General features: G+C 67.2%; 15 protein-coding genes and 1 pseudogene. 12 read left to right on the top strand and 4 right to left on the bottom strand.

Translation table 11 applies throughout. From position 1 onward, the window contains the following. Nucleotides 1–7: 7 nt before the first annotated feature. Nucleotides 8–793, top strand: a complete 786-nt coding sequence (gene pcaD, locus QO015_RS21325) for a 3-oxoadipate enol-lactonase (RefSeq protein WP_266284222.1) — start codon at nucleotides 8–10, stop codon at nucleotides 791–793. Between the two features lie 5 nt (nucleotides 794–798). Here the strand turns inward: pcaD and QO015_RS21320 are convergent, their stop codons facing one another. Beyond that, nucleotides 799–1,464 (bottom strand): hypothetical protein, encoded by a 666-nt coding sequence (locus QO015_RS21320; protein WP_266284221.1) that lies wholly within the window; start codon nucleotides 1,462–1,464, stop codon nucleotides 799–801. Nucleotides 1,465–1,663: 199 nt separating this feature from the next. Between QO015_RS21320 and QO015_RS21315 the strand changes: the two genes are divergently transcribed. The 10 genes and pseudogenes from QO015_RS21315 (at nucleotide 1,664) to QO015_RS21270 (ending at nucleotide 12,070) form a co-directional block, all read left to right on the top strand. Then, a complete protein-coding gene (locus QO015_RS21315) occupies nucleotides 1,664–2,614 on the top strand; it encodes a L,D-transpeptidase (protein ID WP_266284219.1) in 951 nt (316 codons plus the stop codon). A gap of 79 nt (nucleotides 2,615–2,693) precedes the next feature. Continuing rightward, nucleotides 2,694–3,539 carry a uracil-DNA glycosylase gene (locus QO015_RS21310; RefSeq protein ID WP_266284217.1) on the top strand — a complete coding sequence of 282 codons (846 nt, stop codon included), beginning with the start codon at nucleotides 2,694–2,696 and terminating at the stop codon, nucleotides 3,537–3,539. A gap of 198 nt (nucleotides 3,540–3,737) precedes the next feature. Continuing rightward, nucleotides 3,738–4,991: an MFS transporter gene (locus QO015_RS21305; RefSeq protein ID WP_266284216.1), complete on the top strand. Its 1,254-nt coding sequence runs from the start codon at nucleotides 3,738–3,740 to the stop codon at nucleotides 4,989–4,991. 238 nt (nucleotides 4,992–5,229) lie between these two features. Continuing rightward, nucleotides 5,230–6,147 (top strand): branched-chain amino acid ABC transporter permease, encoded by a 918-nt coding sequence (locus QO015_RS21300; protein ID WP_266284215.1) that lies wholly within the window; start codon nucleotides 5,230–5,232, stop codon nucleotides 6,145–6,147. Between the two features lies 1 nt (nucleotide 6,148). Continuing rightward, entirely contained in the window at nucleotides 6,149–7,537 is a 1,389-nt protein-coding gene (gene livM / locus QO015_RS21295) for a high-affinity branched-chain amino acid ABC transporter permease LivM (protein WP_266284214.1), read from the top strand. A gap of 5 nt (nucleotides 7,538–7,542) precedes the next feature. Beyond that, nucleotides 7,543–8,418 (top strand): annotated as a pseudogene (locus tag QO015_RS21290) (ABC transporter ATP-binding protein); the annotation flags it as partial. Between the two features lie 20 nt (nucleotides 8,419–8,438). Then, nucleotides 8,439–9,176 carry an ABC transporter ATP-binding protein gene (locus QO015_RS21285; protein ID WP_266284212.1) on the top strand — a complete coding sequence of 246 codons (738 nt, stop codon included), beginning with the start codon at nucleotides 8,439–8,441 and terminating at the stop codon, nucleotides 9,174–9,176. Nucleotides 9,177–9,229: 53 nt separating this feature from the next. Then, nucleotides 9,230–9,610: a DUF6867 family protein gene (locus tag QO015_RS21280; RefSeq protein WP_266284210.1), complete on the top strand. Its 381-nt coding sequence runs from the start codon at nucleotides 9,230–9,232 to the stop codon at nucleotides 9,608–9,610. 121 nt (nucleotides 9,611–9,731) lie between these two features. Next, nucleotides 9,732–10,847 (top strand): branched-chain amino acid ABC transporter substrate-binding protein, encoded by a 1,116-nt coding sequence (locus QO015_RS21275; RefSeq protein ID WP_266284208.1) that lies wholly within the window; start codon nucleotides 9,732–9,734, stop codon nucleotides 10,845–10,847. 107 nt (nucleotides 10,848–10,954) lie between these two features. Further along, entirely contained in the window at nucleotides 10,955–12,070 is a 1,116-nt protein-coding gene (locus QO015_RS21270; protein WP_266284207.1) for a branched-chain amino acid ABC transporter substrate-binding protein, read from the top strand. Between the two features lie 19 nt (nucleotides 12,071–12,089). On the opposite strand, the gene QO015_RS21265 is transcribed toward QO015_RS21270, so the two are convergent. Next, nucleotides 12,090–13,343 carry an NAD(P)/FAD-dependent oxidoreductase gene (locus QO015_RS21265; RefSeq protein WP_266284205.1) on the bottom strand — a complete coding sequence of 418 codons (1,254 nt, stop codon included), beginning with the start codon at nucleotides 13,341–13,343 and terminating at the stop codon, nucleotides 12,090–12,092. 56 nt (nucleotides 13,344–13,399) lie between these two features. Then, a complete protein-coding gene (locus QO015_RS21260; protein WP_266284203.1) occupies nucleotides 13,400–14,170 on the bottom strand; it encodes a phosphotransferase enzyme family protein in 771 nt (256 codons plus the stop codon). 196 nt (nucleotides 14,171–14,366) lie between these two features. Between QO015_RS21260 and rpe the strand changes: the two genes are divergently transcribed. After that, nucleotides 14,367–15,035 carry a ribulose-phosphate 3-epimerase gene (gene rpe, locus QO015_RS21255; protein ID WP_266284200.1) on the top strand — a complete coding sequence of 223 codons (669 nt, stop codon included), beginning with the start codon at nucleotides 14,367–14,369 and terminating at the stop codon, nucleotides 15,033–15,035. A gap of 106 nt (nucleotides 15,036–15,141) precedes the next feature. On the opposite strand, the gene QO015_RS21250 is transcribed toward rpe, so the two are convergent. Continuing rightward, nucleotides 15,142–16,194 carry an NAD(P)-dependent alcohol dehydrogenase gene (locus tag QO015_RS21250; protein WP_266284198.1) on the bottom strand — a complete coding sequence of 351 codons (1,053 nt, stop codon included), beginning with the start codon at nucleotides 16,192–16,194 and terminating at the stop codon, nucleotides 15,142–15,144. Between the last annotated feature and the right edge of the window lie 176 nt (nucleotides 16,195–16,370).

The raw sequence follows: 16,370 nt of genomic DNA, 5'->3' as shown, positions 1-16,370 counted from the left end.
CAGGGTAATGCCACGCATCGCTATGGACGACGGGGTCGAGCTCCATGTCGAGGTCGGTCCGGACAACGGCAAGCCGCCGCTTCTCTTTCTCAACGCACTCGGGGCCGACCACACGATGTGGGACGGCCAGGCCGCCTTCTTCTCCGAGCAGTTCCGCGTGCTGCGCTTCGATGATCGCGGCCATGGCAGGTCCGCCCCCTCCGAGGCGCCCTACACCATCGACCGGCTCGGCCGCGACGCGCGCGGCGTGCTCGAGGCTTTCGACATCGACTCGGCCCATGTCGTGGGACTTTCGAAGGGCGGCATGACCGCCGCATGGCTCGGCATCAACTGCCCGGAACATGTCGAGAAGCTCGTGATCGTCTCGTCATCGCCGCATCTCGCCCCGCGCGAGATGTGGGAAGGGCGCGCCAAGACCGCGCGCAACGAGGGCATCGGCGCCCTCGTCGACGCCGTGATCGGCCGCTGGTTCACCGAGGACTTCCGCACGCACCAGCCGGAGACGGTAGCGCGAATCCGCGCCATGCTGCTCGGCTGCTCCAACGAGGGCTATGCCGCCTGCTGCGAGGCGCTGGCGGAGATGGACCTGCGCGACGACCTCGAGCTCATTCCGGTCCCCGTGCTCGCCATCTGCGGCGATTCGGACCCGGGCACTCCGGTCGCCAAGACGCGCGAATGGGTCGCGACGATCGAGGGGGCCCGCCTCGAGGTCATCCGAAAGGCCGCCCACCTCGCCAATGTCGAGCAGCAGGACGCGTTCAACAGGCTTGTTCTCGATTTCCTGACCGCCTGAGGCGATCAGGCATGGGGCCTGACATCCGGCCGCACATGCAGGATGTGCGGCGTCAGCGCATGGCGCCGCGGCAGCCCCATCACATGCCAGGCAACCTGGTAGGCGGCGTCCCAGGTTTCCGGAACGCTGGGCCCGGCCATTTCCAAATCGCCGATGAAATCGACGAGCACCAGCCATGCAGGGGCGCCATTCCGGCGCAGGAAGTCGAGAAAGGCGAGCCGGTTCGCGAGCTGGTAGAAATGATCGGCCCAGTCGGCGCGGCGTGGCGAGGCGTTGAGCCGCTCGGCCAGCGCGCCGAGCGTTTCGTCGATGCGCTTTCGCGACGCATCCCCGGCGGCCGTTCCGGGCGACAGCAGCTCGCTCACATGCGCCTTGGCTTCGACGAGGACGATGCCGCCGGTATCGGTCGTGGCCAGCGCATCCCATTGCGGTCCACGCGCCGGCCAGAAGGCATGCAGCGATTCGGCGAGGTGCAGCGCGCCGACGAGGCCGAGCACCGCCTCGTCGCGATATTCGGCGAAGGAGTCGGCGGCGAGCGGCGAACGCCACCGCAGCGCGGCGCCGCCGGTCGCCGCGAGGATGGGGGCCTCGAGAGTCGGCCAGCGCTCGGCAACCGAGCGCTGGATCCATTTGAGGCTGCCTCGGACGCCTTTGGGCTGTTCGATCCTCATGACCGGCTATGTAGCGCGGGCAGCCGCGCGAGGCGAGCGATTCTATCGGCGCCCTGACAGAATGGCCGAACTATGGTCGGTAGAGCGCTCGATTGACGGGCGAATCGCCGCCTGCCAATCGTCCCTTCCCCTAAGCGACGCAGGCGATTCGATAATGCGCAAACGGCATCTTCCGCACCATCCCAGCCGCCGCGTCGTGATGACCGGACTGATCGCCCTTCCATTTGCCGCAGCCAGCCTGGCGCTGGCCGACGACCTCGTGGAGGTCACGTCTCTGAAGCCGGGCGACTACACTTGGCATCCCGAACGCTCGCCGACGGGACCGGTGGCGATCGTCGTCTCGATCCCCCAGCAACTCGTCTATGTCTACAGGAACGGCATCCGCATCGCGGTTTCGACCTGCTCGACCGGCAAGGCAGGCCATGAGACGCCGACCGGGGTCTTCACCATCCTGCAGAAGGATCGCGACCACCACTCGAGCCTCTATGACGAGGCCTCGATGCCCAACACGGAGCGGCTCACCTGGTCGGGCGTCGCGCTGCATGCCGGAGGCCTGCCCGGCTATCCGTCCTCGCATGGCTGCGTCCACCTGCCTCTGAAATTCTCGTCGCTGCTCTATGGCATCACGACGCTCGGAACGCCGGTCATCATCGCGGGCAGCCACGACGAGCCGGTCGACGTGGCGCATTCCGGGCTCGTCCTCGCCAATGTCGCCGCGGAGCAGGCCAATGTCGCCGAGGCCGCGGCCGAGCCGCATGGCGCGGACGCCGCCGAGTCGGAGCAGGCGGTATCGATCGTCGTCTCCAGCGCCGACAGGCGCATCGTGGTGCTGGTAAACGGCGAGACGGTCGCGAGCGGCCCGGTCACGATCGACTTCCCAGACAAGCCCTTCGGCTCCTACACCTATGTCCTCGGTCGCGACGGCGGCCCGAACGGCGATCTGCGCTGGCACGCGATCGGCTTCGACCGCGACCCGGCGGAGGCAGGCGACGCGGCCGGCACGCTGTTCCGCATCCACACCGACCCCGCCGTGACGAAGGTCATCCAGTCGATGATGAAGCCCGGCAACGTTCTGGTCACGACCGACCGGCCGCTGCATCCCGATGCGACCGGCAGCGACTTCGTCGTCATGAACTCGGCGCAGAGCTGAGCGCCACCGATCCGGTTTGTCGTCCGGCGGCAGGCCGGATAGGATGGGGTTTGGCTGCGGCGGACGCGGCGGATGAGCCATGCTGACCGGAAGCGACCCTTCTCCCCCCTCGGCCGAGGCCCTCGCGGCACTGCTGGAATGGTATCGCGACGCCGGCGTCGACATGGCGATCGACGAGATCGCGATCGACCGCTTCGCCGCGCCTGCCGCCGCGGCGCCGGTCGTCGCGCCGGTGCCCGCAGAGGCGATGCCGGCCGCCCGGCCTGCCCTTCCCCAGTTCGCAACGTCCGTTCCCGGCGCAACGCCGACCATCGGGGTGGCGGAGGCCGAGGCGGCCCGGATCGCGGCCGCTTCCGCCGAAACGCTCGACGCGCTGCGCGAGGCGCTCGCGCGCTTCGAGGGCTGCCCGCTCCGCCTCACCGCCCGCTCGCTCGTCTTTGCCGACGGCAATCCGAACGCGCGGATCATGCTGGTCGGCGAGGCGCCCGGCCGCGAGGAGGATCTGCAGGGGGTTCCCTTCGTCGGCCGCTCCGGCCAGCTCCTCGACCGCATGCTGGCGGCCATCGGGCTCGGCCGACAGGACGTCTACATCGCCAATGTCGTGCCGTGGCGGCCGCCGGGAAACCGGACGCCGACGCCGGAGGAAACGGCGATCTGCCGTCCGTTCATCCGCCGCCAGATCGAGCTCGTCGACCCCGACGTCCTGATCTGCCTCGGCGGGGCCGCGGCGAAGGAGCTGCTGGACACGCGCGAAGGCATTCTCCGCCTGCGTGGCCAATGGCTCGGCTATGACACAGGCCGGCGGCAAATCCGGGCCATGGCGACGCTGCATCCGGCCTATCTCCTGCGCCAGCCGCTGCAGAAGCGGCTCGTCTGGCGCGATCTTCTGGCGCTGAAGGCGGCGCTGCCACAAGAAACTCACTGAAGTCTTTACGGCGGCCGAGAAAAAGCCTGTTCGTTTGGCCGATCTTCATCAATGGGCGCCATCATTTCGACATGGCCCGCGGGGAAAAGGGGCGTGTCGACGCACCGCTCCCCGATAGGCCTGGCCGCACGCTCCGGCCGATCGACGACACGACCGAACCCGACCGCCCGGACCTGACCGACCAGACGTGAACGACCCATGGCATCGCAGCTCGTCCCCGTCGCCGCGCTCCTGATCGGATCGGCCCTTCTCCTGATCGCCGGCGGCCTGCATGGCCTGCTCCTGCCCATCCGCGGCGCGATGGAAGGCTTCACGACCGCCGAACTCGGCCTGATCGGCACCGGCTGGGCTGTCGGCTTCGTGGCCGGCTGTCTCGTCGTGCCGCGCATCGTGCGCCGCGTCGGTCATGTGCGCGCCTATGGCGTCATGGCCTCGATCGCCAGCGTCGTGATCCTGCTCAACCTGCTCTACATCTCGCCCTATGCCTGGATCACGCTGCGCGCCTTTTCCGGCTTCTGCTTCGCCGGCGCGGCGATGATCGTCGAGAGCTGGCTGAACGAGCGCGCGACCAAGGAAAACCGCGGCACGATCTTCTCCGTCTATCAGATGGTGAACTTCGCGGCCTCGACCGCCGGCCAGCTGCTGATCACCACCGGAACGACGAACAACTATCATTTCTTCGTGCTGGGCGCGATCTTCTACTCGCTCGCCATCCTTCCATCGGCGCTTTCGACGGCGCAGACGCCGCGCCCGCTGAAGACGACCAAGCTCGATCTGCGCATCCTGTTCGTCAATTCGCCCGTCGCGGCGGTCGGCTGCTTCACCGTCGGCATGGTCAACGGCGCCTTCGGCACGCTCGGCGCCGTCTACGGCCAGCAGATCGGCCTGCCGACAAGCGCCATCGCGCTGCTCATGAGCGGCGCGGTGCTGGGCGGCGCGCTGACACAGGTGCCGCTCGGACGCCTGTCCGACCGGATCGACCGCCGCTATGTGCTGATCGGCGTCTCGATCGCGGCCATCCTGATCAGCGGCACCATCACCGTCCTGAAGCCGACCGAGGCCTGGATGGTGATCGCGCTCGTCGCGGGCTTCGGCGGCATGGTCTATCCGATGTACGGCCTCGCCGTCGCCCATGCCAACGACTATGCCGCGCCGGACGATTTCGTGAAGATCGCCAGCGGATTGCTGCTGATGTCCGGCATCGGCACCATGATCGGGCCGATCATCGCAGCCTTGGCGATGGAGTGGGTCGGCCCGCAGGGGCTCTTCACCTTCGCCAGCGTCATGCATGCGATGCTGATCGTCTACATCTTCTATCGCCTGCGCCGCAGGCCGGGCGTCTCGGACGTGCCGCGCGACGCCTTCCAGCCCGTGCCGCCTCTCCGCGAAGCGACGCCGCAGACCATCGCGCTCGACCCGCGCGCCTCGGACAGCAAGCCCGCCGCCGCCTGACCGCTCGACCAGCAGGATCAGCCACTTGGGCGCCGACGCTTCGCACCGGTTTCAGCATGCAGTTTGTCGGCAAGACGGGCCGACACCCCTCCGCCCACAGGCGTGACCGCTTCCCCGCGGCTGCTGTTGTTTTGTGCGTGCCGAATTGGTAAGCCAAAGGATCAAAGAGGGGCCGGCCGGGCAAATGCCCCGAATCAAGCCCCCGAAAAGAACGCGCTGCACCGGGGACCCACGGCAGATGGAAATCTTCCTACAGCAATTGATCAATGGGATCACGCTCGGCTCGATTTATGGGTTGATCGCGATCGGCTATACGATGGTGTTCGGCATCATCGGCATGGTGAACTTCGCGCATGGCGACGTCTTCATGGTGTCAGCTTTCATCGCGATGATCTTCTTTCTACTGTTCACGACCGTGCTTGGCATTTCATCGGTCATCGTCGCGCTGATTCTCGTGATGCTCATCGCCATGTTCCTCACGGGACTGCTGAACTGGGCCATCGAGCGCGTCGCGTACCGGCCGCTGCGCGGCTCGTTCCGGCTGGCGCCGCTGATTTCCGCGATCGGCATGTCGATCGTGCTCTCGAACTTCATCCAGGTTGCGCAGGGCCCCCGCAACAAGCCGCTGCCGCCGGTCCTTTCCGGCACGATCACGCTGATGGAGCGGAACAATTTCGCCGCGACCATCTCCTACAAGCAGATCCTGATCTGGGTCGTGACGGCGGTGCTTCTGGCCGGCTTCTGGTATGTCGTGCAGAAGACGCCGCTCGGCCGCGCCCAGCGCGCCTGCGAGCAGGATCGCAAGATGGCGGCGCTGCTCGGCGTCAATGTCGACCGTACCATCTCGCTGACCTTCGTGATGGGCGCCGCGCTCGCCGCGGTCGCCGGCACGCTCTACCTCACCTATTACGGCGTCGTGAATTTCTCGGACGGCTTCACGCCGGGCGTGAAGGCCTTCACGGCAGCAGTGCTCGGCGGCATCGGCTCGCTGCCCGGCGCGGTTCTCGGCGGGCTCCTGATCGGACTGATCGAGACCTTCTGGTCCGGCTATTTCTCGATCGACTACAAGGACGTCGCCGCCTTCTCGATCCTGGCGATCGTGCTCATCTTCATGCCGCAGGGCCTGCTGGGCCGACCCGAAGTCGAGAAGGTCTGACATGGCGCCCGGCATCGCAACGAACGGCCCGGGCTCCTCGCCCGGCGCCGCCATCAGGGACGCCATCCTCGCCGGCGTCATCGCCCTCGGCATCTTCGGACCGCTGGTCGGCCTGAAGACCGAGCAGAACATGCAGAACGAGCTCGTCATCACCACCCGCTGGGGAACGGTGGCGATCATCGTGGCGATCGTGATCTTCGGCCGCTTCCTGCTGACGACCACGATCTGGCCGGCGATCGCGCGCCGCAAGGCGAGCGATACCGGCCCCTCGCCCGCCTCGCTCGCCGTGCGAGCCGGCATCACGCGCTGGTTCCCGCCGGTCGGCCTCGTCTTCCTGTTCCTCTATCCGGCGATCGTGGTGGGCCTGCTCGGCTTCCAGGGCTCGCTGAAATGGGTCGACAATTTCGGCATCCAGATCCTCATCTATGTGATGCTCGGCTGGGGCCTCAACATCGTGGTCGGCCTCGCGGGCCTGCTCGATCTCGGCTATGTCGCGTTCTATGCGGTCGGCGCCTATTCCTACGCGCTGCTCGCCACCCATTTCGGCTTCTCGTTCTGGATCCTGCTGCCCCTCGCCGGCATCCTCGCCGCGCTCTGGGGCATCATGCTCGGCTTCCCCGTGCTGCGGCTCAGGGGTGACTACCTGGCCATCGTGACCCTCGCCTTCGGCGAGATCATACGGCTGGTGCTCATCAATTTCCGCGAGCTGACCAACGGCTCGGCCGGCATCTCCTCGATCCCGAAGATCACCTTCTTCGGCATCTATTCCTTCGACGTTTCGGCCCCGAACAACTTCGCGAAGGTGTTCGAGCTGCCGATGTCGAGCGCCTATTACAAGATCTTCCTCTACTACCTGATCCTGCTGCTCGCGCTGCTCACCGCCTTCGTCACCATGCGGCTGCGCAAGCTCCCGGTCGGCCGCGCCTGGGAGGCACTGCGCGAGGACGAGATCGCCTGCCGCTCGCTCGGCATCAACACGACCAACACCAAGCTGACCGCCTTCGCGCTCGGCGCGATGTTCGGCGGCTTCGCCGGCTCGTTCTTCGCCGCGCGTCAGGGCTTCGTCAGCCCGGAGAGCTTCACCTTCATGGAATCGGCGGTCATCGTCGCCATCGTGGTGCTCGGCGGCATGGGCTCCATGATCGGCGTCGCGCTCGCCGCCGTCGCCATGATCGGCGGCACGGAGATCCTGCGCGAGCTCGATTTCCTGAAGGCGGTCTTCGGCGAAGGCTTCGATCCCGACCAGTACCGCATGCTGTTCTTCGGGCTCGCGATGGTGCTGGTCATGATCTGGAAGCCGCGTGGCTTCGTCTCGGCCCGCGAGCCGACCGTGTTCCTCACCGAGCGAAAATCCATCTCCGGTTCGCTCGTGAAGGAGGGCCATGGCTGATGACCATGACCGTGGAACTCGACGTGGTGGTCGGGGAGCCGCGGCGCTGGGCGCTCGACCCCGTTCTGTCGGTCGAGCATGTCTCGATGCGCTTCGGCGGCCTCGTGGCCGTCAACGACCTCACCTTCCAGGCTGGGCGCGGCGACATCACCGCGCTGATCGGGCCGAACGGCGCCGGCAAGACCACCGTGTTCAACTGCATCACCGGCTTCTACAAGCCGACGCAGGGAATGCTGAACCTGCGCCATGCGTCGGGCGAGACGTTCCTTCTGGAACGCATGCCCGACCACAAGATCTCCGCGAAGGCGCGCGTCGCGCGCACCTTCCAGAACATCCGCCTGTTCTCGGGCATGACGATCCTCGAGAACCTGCTGGTCGCGCAGCACAATCCGCTGATGCTGGCCTCCGGCATGACGATTCTCGGCGTGCTGGGCCTGCCGTCGTACAAGCGCGCCGAGAAGGAAGCGATCGAAAAGGCGAAGTTCTGGCTCGAGAAGACCGGGCTGACGGCCCGCGCCGACGACCCGGCCGGCGATCTTCCCTATGGCGCGCAGCGCCGGCTGGAGATCGCTCGCGCTATGTGCACCGAGCCGCAGTTGCTCTGCCTCGACGAGCCGGCCGCCGGCCTCAACCCGCGCGAGTCGGCCGAGCTCAACACGCTGCTGCTCGACATTCGGGCCATGGGCCAGACCTCGTTGCTCCTCATCGAGCATGACATGTCGGTGGTGATGGAAATTTCCGACCATGTCGTGGTGCTCGAATATGGCGTGAAGATTTCCGACGGCACGCCCGACGAGGTCCGCAACGACCCGCGCGTCATCGCCGCCTATCTGGGCGTCGACGACGAGGAGGTCGCGGAGGTCGAGGAAGTCCTGGACGAGATCAGCGAGGAGACGGCGCGATGAGCGGCGCGAACGGCACGCCGCTGCTCCAGGTGCGCGGCGTCAAGACCTATTACGGCAAGATCATCGCCCTCAAGGGCGTCGACATTGACGTCAACCGGGGCGAGATCGTGACCATCATCGGCGCCAACGGCGCCGGCAAGTCGACGCTGATGATGACGATCTGCGGCAATCCGCGGGCCCGCGAAGGCACGATCACCTTCGACGGGCGCGACATCACCGGCATGCCGACGCATGAGATCGCCCGGCTCAGGATCGCGCAGTCGCCCGAGGGCCGGCGCATCTTCCCGCGCATGACGGTTCTGGAAAACCTCCAGATGGGCGCAGCGCTCGACAACCTCGCCTATTTCGACCAGGACGTGGAGCGGATGTTCGTCCTCTTCCCGCGCCTCAAGGAGCGCATCGCCCAGCGCGGCGGCACGCTTTCTGGCGGCGAGCAGCAGATGCTGGCCATCGCCCGCGCACTGATGGCGCGGCCGAAGCTCCTGATGCTCGACGAGCCCTCGCTCGGTCTGGCGCCGCTGATCGTCAAGCAGATCTTCGATGCGATTGCCGAGCTGAACCGAACGGAGGGGCTGACGGTCTGCCTCGTGGAACAGAACGCCTATCACGCGCTGAAGCTGGCCCATCGCGGCTATGTGCTGGTGAACGGCTCCGTCACGATGTCGGGCGGCGGGCGCGAATTGCTCGAGAAGCCCGAGATCCGCGCCGCCTATCTCGAGGGAGGGGCGCATTGACCGTGCTCCTCGCCTTTCATCCGCCGTGTGTCGCCGCAGCCGGAGCTTGAGCCATGCAGGGCATCCTCTACGAAGAACAGTCGCTGTTCGTCTTCCTCTTCGTGACCTTGATCCTCGGCGGCGCCGGCGCCTGGATGACCGGCCGTGCCTGCGCGCGGACATGGAAGCCGCTCAGGCCGCTTCTGGTCTATCTGCTGATCCTGTCCTTCGGCGTCCGCTTCATCCATTTCTCGCTGTTTGGCGGCACGTTGCTTTCGCTGCACTTCTGGCTGGTCGATCTCGTGGTGCTGCTCGTGATCGGCATCACCGCCTATCGCTATACTTTGGCCAACCAGATGGTGTGGCAATATTACTGGCTTTACGAACGGACCGGCGCGTTTTCCTGGCGGACCAAGCAAGGATTTCCGGCGGGGTCTGCCAAGGTGGAACTTTGACCGTTCGGACACAGAATCCGGATGACAGCTGCGGCGAAATCGGCACAATGCCAGTCAAGGCGCGCTCAAATCCGGTGAACTCGCTCCAGAGCGAACCTTCCAGTAGAAACGGGAGACATCGATGAAGAAGTCCCTTATGTCCGGTCTCGTGCTTGCAGCGGGCCTGGCATTCGCCGGCGCAGCTCATGCCGACATCAAGATCGGCGTTGCCGGCCCGCTGACAGGTCCCAATGCCGCTTTCGGCGCGCAGCTCCAGAAGGGTGCTGAGCAGGCCGTCGCCGATATCAACGCCAAGGGCGGCGTTCTCGGCCAGAAGCTGGTCGTCGTGCTCGGCGACGACGTCTCCGACGCCAAGCAGGGCGTCTCGGTCGCGAACAAGTTCGTCGGCGACGGCGTGCAGTTCGTGGTCGGCCACTTCAACTCTTCGGTGTCGATCCCGGCCTCCGAGGTCTATGCCGAAAACAACATCCTGCAGATCACCCCGGCCTCCACGAACCCGACCTTCACGGAACGCGGCCTCTGGAACACGTTCCGTACCTGCGGCCGTGACGACCAGCAGGGCGCCGTCGCCGGCAAGTACATCGCCGAGAACTTCAAGAATGTCCCGGTCGCGGTCATCCACGACAAGACGACCTACGGCCAGGGTCTCGCCGACGAGACCAAGAAGGCCCTGAACGCCGCCGGCGTCCAGGAAGTCATCTATGAAGGCGTCAATGTTGGCGACAAGGACTTCTCGGCGCTGATCTCCAAGATGAAGGCCGCGAATGTGGGCGTCATCTACTGGGGCGGCCTGCACACCGAGGGCGGCCTGATCGTCCGCCAGTCGGCCGAGCAGGGCCTCAAGGCCACGCTGTTCTCGGGCGACGGCATCGTCTCCAACGAGTTCGCCTCGATCGCCGGCCCCTCGGCCGAAGGCACGCTGAACACCTTCTCGCCGGATCCGCGCGCCAACCCGGCCGCGGTCGCCGTCGTGGACGAGTTCCGCAAGGCCGGCTTCGAGCCCGAGTCCTACACGCTCTACTCCTATTCGTCGGTCCAGCTGATCGCCGAGGCCATCACCAAGGCCAACTCGACCGACCCGCAGAAGGTCGCCGAGACGCTGAAGTCGGGCGGCCCGTTCGAGACCGTCATCGGTCCGCTCTCCTTCGACTCGAAGGGTGACCGCACCACCGCCGACTATGTCATGTGGATCTGGAAGAAGGGCGACGACGGCAAGATCACCAACGTGCCGCTCTAAGCCGATCCTCTCGATCGTCTGATGGCGCCCGCCCCGGCAACGGGGCGGGCGTTTTCATTTGCAGAACCAGCGTGCATGATCGCCATCCCGGACCACGGACGATGCCCATGCCGAGACTGCCGATCGCCCCGATTGCCACCGCCGTCTTCATCGCCCTCGCGATCCCCGCCGCCGCGCTGGCCGATATCCGCATCGCGGTGATCGCGCCGCTTTCGGGGCCGTACCAGCCGCTCGGCGAGGAGATCAAGGCCGGCGCCGCCAGGGCCGTGGAGGACATCAACGCGGCCGGCGGCATCGGCGGCGAGAAGCTGCGGCTCGATACCGCCGACGACGGCTGCCGGCCCGACAACGCGGCCGGCGACGCCACCAAGGCCGCCGCGCGCGGCACCGTCTTTGTCGTCGGCCATGTCTGCGCCGCCGCCGCCGAGGCGGCCGCGGACATCTATGCCGACAAGGGCATCCTCGCCGTCACGCCCGCCGTCACCGCCGACGGCTTCACCGATCACCGTCCCGGCCCGGCGATCCTGCGCCTTGCCGCCCGAGACGATGCGCAGGGCGCGGTCGCGGGCGCCTTTCTCGCCAGGGCCCACGGCAAGGAGCGCATCGCCATCCTCAGCGACGGGTCGCCCTATGGCCGCGCGCTCGCCGACGCGGTCCAGGCTGGACTGAACGCGGCCGGCGTCAAGGAAGCCCGCTTCGACAGCTTCGCGCCCGGCGCCAAGGACTATGGCGGGCTCGTCGACGTGATGATCGACGACGGTATCGGCGTGCTGTTCGTCGCCGGCTATGATGCCGACGCGGCGCTGATTGCCACCGCGATCAAGGCGCGCAAGGCTCGCATCGTGCTGATGGGCGGCGACGCGCTCGGCACCGGCGAGTTCGCCGCCGCGGCCGGCGATGCCGCGACCGGAACGCTGTTCACCGGCTTCACCGACTGGCGCGCCTCCCCCGCCGCCGCCGAGGTGGCGGCGAAGCTGTCCGCGGCGGGCATCGAGCCGCGCAACTTCGTGCTGCCGTCCTATGCCGCGGTCCAGCTCTTCGCGGCGGCCCGTGCCGCGACCGGATCGGACAAGGGCGGCGACCTCGCCGCCTGGCTCGGCAGCCACAGCGTCGATACCGTGATCGGGCCGGTCGCCTTCGATCCGAAGGGCGATGCCAGGCTGCCCGGCTTCACGGTCTATCGCTGGGATGGCGAAACCTTCGCGCCGCTGCCCGAAAGCTGAGCCGGCGACGTATCCGGGGTCAGCGCCCCTTGAAGCGCAGCGCGCTGAACGGCGCCGGGTCGATGAAGGGCATCTCGCGCGTGATCTGCTCGGCGATGAGCCGTCCCGTCGCCGGGCCGAGCGTGAAGCCGAGATGGCCATGGCCGATATCGAGCCAGAGGCCGGGATGCTTCGGGGCCGGGCCGACGATCGGCATCGAATCCGGAAAGCAGGGCCGCGCTCCGAGCCAGGGCTCGCGCTCGACCGGTTCGCCGAGCGGAAACAGCGCCCTCGCCTGCGGCAGCACGCGTTCCATCTGGACCGGCGTCGCCGGTGCGTCGCGCTCGTCGAACTCGATGCCCGTCGTGATGCGATAGCCCTGCCGCATCGGCGTCAGCACATAGCCATGATCGACATCGACGACCGGCCGGTCGAGCCCGGCATCGCCGCGCGGCTTGAAATGCTGGTGGTAGCCGCGTTTCACGGCGAAGGGCAGGCGGTAGCCCATGGGGGAGAGCAGGTCCATCGCCCAAGGGCCGAGCGCCACCACGACATCGGGCGCACGCGCCGGGCCGGTCGCGCGATCGACCACCCACAGATCGTTCTCCCGCCGCAGCGAGCGCGCGTCGCCCTGCGCGATGCTGCCGCCCATCGATTCGAACAGCCGCGCATGCGCCTTGGTGACGCCGCCGGGGCTCGATACGGAGACGCTGTCCGGCCAGAGCACGGCGCGGGCGAAGACGGGGGCGATGTCGGGCTCGAGATCGACGATCTCATGCGCATCGAGGACCTGGTACCGCACGCCGAATTCCTCGGCGAGCGCGAGATGGGCGCGCGTGCCCGCCTCGAAGCTCGCGGCGCTGCGATAGCCCTTCAGCCATCCGGTCCCCCGGAAGAACTCGACCGCGCGGCTCTTGCCCGCCAGCGAGCCATGCTCGGCCGCCGCATGCGCGAGCAGCGGGTTCATCGCCTCGGCATAGGTCTCGACCCCGCGGCGGCCCGTTTCGCGGCGCAGCTTCAGCAGCCATGGGGCGATGCGCGGCAGGAAGCGGCGGTTGTAGTGCAGCCGCGCCTCGGTGTTGCGGGCGATGCGATAAAGCTCGAACAGGTTGCGCGGAAAGACGATCGGGTAGAAGCCTTCGCGCTCGATCACCCCGGCATTGCCGTAGGAGGTGCCCTCCCCCGGCGCGGCCCTGTCGAGGATGAGGACCGTGCGGTTGCGCCGCAGCAGATGGATCGCGGCGGAAACGCCGACGATCCCCGCCCCGAGCACGATCGCGTCGAATTTGTCCATCACCAGCCCCTGTTCAGCAAACGGGCACCGCACGGGGCCATGCTGCGCGACTCTAGTCAGATCAGGGCGAGACGCAACCGCTCGCCGATCCGCGCGAGGTAGTCCAAGTCCCTGATATAGATGTCGGAATCTCCTCGCGCGACCGCCTCCGCGAAGGATACGTCGCCGGCCTCGGCCCGCGCGAGCATGAAATCGACCAGCGCTCTCACGCGCCGCCCGATCATATGCGGCAGTTGCCACCTCCCGGCCTCGTCCGCGCCATAGGCATCGCAGAAAAGTCGCGCCCGGCGAAGCTGCTCCTCGCTGTCATGGACAGCGCCGGCTTGCGCCGGGTCGGTGAGCGGCGCCCAGCGATAGAGCGCATAGGCGATGTCCCAGGCGGCCGGCGCCGGATGCGCGGCGTCGAAATCGATCAGTCCGACGGCGGCCTCGCCCTCGGTCACGACATTGTAGGGCGCGAAGTCACCGTGGCAGACCAGCTCCCGCGGCTCCTGCGCCGGGAGCATCCAGTGCTGCGCGGCGCCGTCACTTTCGAGAAACCCGCGGGACGCGTCGTGGAAACGCCTGAGCAGCCTCGCCGCCGAGATCAGCATGGCCGGAGAGCCGGTGAGCGGATCGGCGAGGTCTTCCGAAACGCGTCCCGCCACATAGCTCACGACCTCCTGATCGCCTTCGATCGCGAGGGGAACCGGAGCGGCGGCAAAGCCGCGGTCGCGAAGATGGCTAAGGAAGCGATGGACCGTCGGCGTCCATGCGCCGGCCGGCCGAACGACCGCGTCCCCGCGCAGGAGAATCTGGCCGGCGCGGCCACGTTCGAGTTCGATCACGCTATTCCCTTCCACGCTGACGGCCCCCGCCCGCCCCGGACGCGGCGCCCTGGGGGTTCGCATCACGCCGGGGAATGCGGAGATTCCCGATCAGCGCGACTTTGCCCGCGCGGGGAGCGCGCGGCAATTGCTGGCGCACAAGGCCCATGGTACGGCCTAGTTCATCCCAAGCGATCGAAAGGCTCGAGAGACCGCCATGGCCCATCTGCCCCTCGTCGCCCCCTCCGTCCTGTCGTCGGATTTCTCGCGTCTCGGCGAGGAGATCAAAGCCATCGACGCCGCCGGGGCCGACTGGATCCATCTCGACATCATGGACGGGCATTTCGTGCCCAACATCACGTTCGGCCCGGAGATCGTGAAGGCGGTCCGCCACGTCACCACCAAGATCTTCGACGTGCATCTCATGATCGCGCCGGCCGATCCCTATCTCGAGGCCTTCGCCGAAGCCGGCGCCGACGTGATGACCGTGCATGCCGAGGCGGGGCCGCATCTTCATCGCTCGCTGCAGCACATCAAGAAGCTCGGCAAGAAGGCCGGTGTCGCGATCAACCCGGCGACGCCGGAAAGCGCGATCGAATATGTGCTCGACCTCGTCGACCTCGTCCTGGTGATGACCGTCAATCCCGGCTTCGGCGGCCAGAGCTTCATCCCCGCCTCGGTCGAAAAGGTGGAGCGCGTGCGCAAGATGATCGGCATGCGCCCCATCCGCATCGAGGTCGACGGCGGCGTCTCCGCCGAAACGGCGCCGGCACTCGTGCGCGCCGGGGCGGAAGTGCTCGTCGCCGGCTCGGCCGTCTTCAAGGGCGACCCGGCAGGCTATGCCGCGAACATCGCCGCGGTCCGGGGCGTGCGCGGCTCCGTCTGAAGCCACCGTTGGGAGCGTCGCCGGCGTCGGCAGCTCGCTTCGCGCCACCCTTGAGGAAGGGCGCAGAGGCGGACGCCTGGACGGCGCCCGCCTCTCCATCGTCGGATCAGGCGGCGGGCAGGGTCGCCATGTCGATGACGAAGCGATACTTCACGTCGCTCTTCAGCATCCGCTCGTAAGCCGCGTTCACACCGTCGATCGGGATCATCTCGATATCCGAGGTGATGCCGTGTTCGGCGCAGAAGTCGAGCATCTCCTGCGTCTCCGGCAGGCCGCCGATGCCGGAGCCGGCGAAGCTGTGACGGCCGCCGAGCAGGCTGAAGGCCGCGATCGGCTGCGGGTTCTCGGGCGCGCCGACGAGGCAGAGGGTGCCGTCGCGCTTGAGCAGCGTCAGGTAGCTGTTGATATCGTGGTCGGCCGAGACGCAGTCGAGGATGAAGTGGAACTTGCCGATCCAGGGCTTCAGCGCCTCGGGATCGCGGGTCACCACCACCTCATGGGCGCCGAGGCGCTCGGCATCGGCGCGCTTGCTCTCCGAGGTCGTGAAGAGCACGACATGGGCGCCGAAGGCACGGGCGAACTTGACGCCCATATGGCCGAGGCCGCCGAGGCCGATCACGCCGACCGTCTGGCCGGGACCGACCTTCCAGTGGCGCAGCGGCGAATAGGTCGTGATGCCGGCGCAGAGCAGCGGCGCCGAGGCGGCCAGATCGAGATTGGCCGGCATCCGGAGCGTGAAGTCCTCGTCGACGACGATGGCCTTGGAATAGCCGCCATAGGTCATCTTGCCGGTGAACTTGTCCGGGCTGTTGTAGGTGCCCGTCGCGCCCGGAATGCAGTACTGCTGCAGCCCCTCGACGCAGTTCTCGCAGGTGCGGCAGGAATCGACGAGGCAGCCGACGCCGGCGAGGTCGCCTTCCTTGAACTTCGTGACCTCGCTGCCGACGCGGCGGACGCGCCCGACGACTTCATGGCCGGGAATGTTGGGATAGACGGTGTTGTGCCATTCGTTGCGAGCGGTGTGCAGGTCGGAATGGCAGACGCCGCAATAGAGAATCTCGATCTCGACATCCTTCGGACCGGGATCGCGGCGCTCGAAGGTGGTGAACGCGAGCGGCGAGGAGGCCGACTGCGCGGCATAGCCGGTGCAGATGAACATACGTGGCTCCATGGCGATGCAGGAAACTTGTATCGATCCAAGCGCGGCGTAGCATAGGCAACGCGCTGGTCGTTGCAGGATAGAAGGACTTCGATGGCCGGGCAAGGCCGCGCGGCGGACGGACGGCGGCGGCGTGGTTGCGCCGGGCCGCGCCAGCGGGCAAGAAGACGCCATGA

Source organism: Kaistia geumhonensis (assembly GCF_030815145.1).
Taxonomy (GTDB): domain Bacteria; phylum Pseudomonadota; class Alphaproteobacteria; order Rhizobiales; family Kaistiaceae; genus Kaistia; species Kaistia geumhonensis.
This window is presented reverse-complemented; position numbering and strand designations above follow the sequence as displayed.

Coding starts and splice junctions, on each gene's coding strand:
- livM (WP_266284214.1), top strand. CDS start 6,149: ATGGCGCCCGGCATCGCAACGAACGGCCCGGGCTCCTCGCCCGGCGCC.
- QO015_RS21305 (WP_266284216.1), top strand. CDS start 3,738: ATGGCATCGCAGCTCGTCCCCGTCGCCGCGCTCCTGATCGGATCGGCC.
- QO015_RS21265 (WP_266284205.1), bottom strand. CDS start 13,343: ATGGACAAATTCGACGCGATCGTGCTCGGGGCGGGGATCGTCGGCGTT.
- QO015_RS21270 (WP_266284207.1), top strand. CDS start 10,955: ATGCCGAGACTGCCGATCGCCCCGATTGCCACCGCCGTCTTCATCGCC.
- QO015_RS21285 (WP_266284212.1), top strand. CDS start 8,439: ATGAGCGGCGCGAACGGCACGCCGCTGCTCCAGGTGCGCGGCGTCAAG.
- QO015_RS21315 (WP_266284219.1), top strand. CDS start 1,664: ATGACCGGACTGATCGCCCTTCCATTTGCCGCAGCCAGCCTGGCGCTG.
- pcaD (WP_266284222.1), top strand. CDS start 8: ATGCCACGCATCGCTATGGACGACGGGGTCGAGCTCCATGTCGAGGTC.
- QO015_RS21280 (WP_266284210.1), top strand. CDS start 9,230: ATGCAGGGCATCCTCTACGAAGAACAGTCGCTGTTCGTCTTCCTCTTC.
- QO015_RS21320 (WP_266284221.1), bottom strand. CDS start 1,464: ATGAGGATCGAACAGCCCAAAGGCGTCCGAGGCAGCCTCAAATGGATC.
- QO015_RS21250 (WP_266284198.1), bottom strand. CDS start 16,194: ATGTTCATCTGCACCGGCTATGCCGCGCAGTCGGCCTCCTCGCCGCTC.
- rpe (WP_266284200.1), top strand. CDS start 14,367: ATGGCCCATCTGCCCCTCGTCGCCCCCTCCGTCCTGTCGTCGGATTTC.
- QO015_RS21275 (WP_266284208.1), top strand. CDS start 9,732: ATGAAGAAGTCCCTTATGTCCGGTCTCGTGCTTGCAGCGGGCCTGGCA.
- QO015_RS21310 (WP_266284217.1), top strand. CDS start 2,694: ATGCTGACCGGAAGCGACCCTTCTCCCCCCTCGGCCGAGGCCCTCGCG.
- QO015_RS21300 (WP_266284215.1), top strand. CDS start 5,230: ATGGAAATCTTCCTACAGCAATTGATCAATGGGATCACGCTCGGCTCG.